This is a genomic window from Ideonella sp. P3_A4, from assembly GCF_056403075.1.
The window spans coordinates 1-2,129 of record NZ_JBFUGE010000850.1; the positions used below are offsets into that span (position 1 = coordinate 1).

Consider the following 2,129-nt stretch of genomic DNA (forward strand, 5'->3'; position numbering starts at 1 on the left):
GTTTCACGCTGCGTCGAGCGGGAAGAAGCCGGTGATCTCGGCCAGGCGACCATCGGCAGCGTGGCGCGCAGTGCTCATGCCATGCTGCAAGGTCTGGCCGTCGGCCGCGCGCAGCCGCCACCAGGCGAGCGACCGGTCGTGGTGCGCTTTCACCTGGTCGATCTGGAAGGCGCAGCCCGGCATCGCCTGCTGGAAGCCGGCCATGTAGCCGTGCAGCGCCYCGTGGCCGTTCAGCGCCACGTTGGGGTCGGTGTAGAGCACACCGTCGACCAGGCAGGCCGGCATGTGCTCGACACGCGCGGCGGTATCGGTGGACCACAGCCGCGCATAGCGCGGCCACAGGGTTTCGGCAGATCCTGTCATGTTGACTTTCTCTTGGGTTGGGACAGTGCAGCGGGCTTGACGGCGAGCGCCGCAAACTCCGCATCGATCAAGGGAGCCAGTTCACTGTCGGGCCGACCGCCGCGCACCAGAACCAACAGCCCCTGGTACAGCGCCAGCAAGCGCAGCGACAGCGCGGCCGGCGAGGCGCTTGGCGCCAGTTGGCCGGCGACATGAGCCTCTTGCAGGCTGTTTTCGAACGCTTGCCGCAGCAGATCCAGGCCCTCGTGGACACCGGCCAAAGCTTCACCGCCCGCCGGCCCCAGCTCGATCGCGCTGTTGGTCAGCAGACAGCCATGCCGGCCACCAGCCGGCTCTTGCAGCAGCGAGCGGAACAAGGCCCGCAGGCCGGTCAGCCCGGCGCCGGGCGCCAGGTAGTGCGCGATGCGACCACCGACCACCGTGTCGTTGTAGTGCGCCAGCGCGGCGTTGAACAAACCCTGCTTGTCGCGGTAGCCGTGATAGAGGCTGCCCGAGCGCAAGCCGGTGGCCTGTTCCAGGTCTTTGATCGACGTGCCACCGTAGCCGCGCTCACGAAAGGTCTGCATCGCTGCGCGCAGCAGCTTCTCATCGTCGTAGGTTTTCGGTCTGGACATGACAGTCTTTGTTGGTCAATCATTCTAGAACGATTGATTAACAATACAAGCCCATCCCGATGACAGGCGGGTCGACTGCCCTACACTGCGCTCCCCACCCGCGCGCCTCTGCGCGACGCGCTTGCGGCCGCCTTGCCGGCCGACCGCTGGTTTCCCGTTTCTCTCGTTCTCCTTTCCTTCGATGATCACCCTGCGCAACGTCACGCTTCGGCGCGGCACCAAGGTCGTGCTGGACAGCGCTTCCGTCACCCTGAATCCCGCCGAAAAGATCGGCTTGGTCGGGCGCAATGGCGCCGGCAAGTCCTCGCTGTTCGCCCTACTCGCCGGCCGCCTCGGCGCCGACGCCGGCGACTTCGAGATCCCGCCGCGTTGGCGCATGGGCGAGGTCGTGCAGCACATGCCGGAGACCGAAGACCCGGCGACCGAGTTTGTGCTGCAAGGCGACACGCCGCTGATGGAAGCGCAGGCCGAGCTGGCCGCCGCTGAAGCCGCCGACGACGGCGAGGCRATGGCCCACGCTCACGTGTCGCTGGAAGAAGCCGGCGCTTTCGACGCCCGCTCCCGCGCGCAAACGCTGCTGCTCGGCCTGGGCTTCAAGCGCGACCAGCTCGACGCGCCGGTCAACAGCTTCTCAGGCGGTTGGCGGATGCGCCTGCAGCTGGCCCGTGCGCTGATGTGCCCGGCCGACTTGATGCTGCTCGACGAGCCGACCAACCACCTGGACTTGGACGCGCTCGTCTGGCTCGAAGGCTGGCTGCAGCGCTACAACGGCACGCTGCTGGTCATCAGCCATGACCGCGAATTTCTCGATGCGATCACGCAGGTGACGCTGCACCTCGAAGACGCCAAGCTGACGCGTTATGGCGGCAACTACACCACCTTCGAAGAGATGCGCGCCGTGCGCCTGAGCCAGCAGTCCGCGGCTTTCGCCAAGCAGCAAGAGCGTATCGCCCACCTGCAGCACTTCATCGACCGCTTCAAGGCCAAGGCCAGCAAGGCCAAGCAGGCCCAGAGCCGCGTCAAGGCGCTGGACCGGATGGAGCGCCTGGCCCCGGTGCTGACCGCGAGCGACTTCAACTTCGAGTTCCGCGAGCCGCAAAGCCTGCCGAACCCGATGCTCGCCATGAGCGACATGGTCTGCGGCTACAAGGC

Annotated in this window: 3 protein-coding genes; 1 reads left to right on the forward strand and 2 read right to left on the reverse strand. The window is 66.6% G+C overall.

Features of this window, described 5'->3' with window-relative positions; all coding sequences use genetic code 11:
- Positions 1-3: 3 nt before the first annotated feature.
- On the reverse strand, positions 4-363 hold the full coding sequence (locus tag AC1DYI_RS33580) for a nuclear transport factor 2 family protein (protein ID WP_477208438.1): 360 nt from the start codon (positions 361-363) through the stop codon (positions 4-6).
- Entirely contained in the window at positions 360-977 is a 618-nt protein-coding gene (locus tag AC1DYI_RS33585) for a TetR/AcrR family transcriptional regulator (RefSeq protein WP_477208439.1), read from the reverse strand. Before AC1DYI_RS33585 ends, AC1DYI_RS33580 begins: the two co-directional genes overlap by 4 nt.
- Positions 978-1,158: 181 nt before the next feature.
- On the opposite strand from AC1DYI_RS33585, the gene AC1DYI_RS33590 reads away from it, so the two are divergent.
- Positions 1,159-2,129: ABC-F family ATP-binding cassette domain-containing protein (locus AC1DYI_RS33590; RefSeq protein WP_477208440.1), on the forward strand; the 971-nt coding region annotated here is incomplete at its 3' end.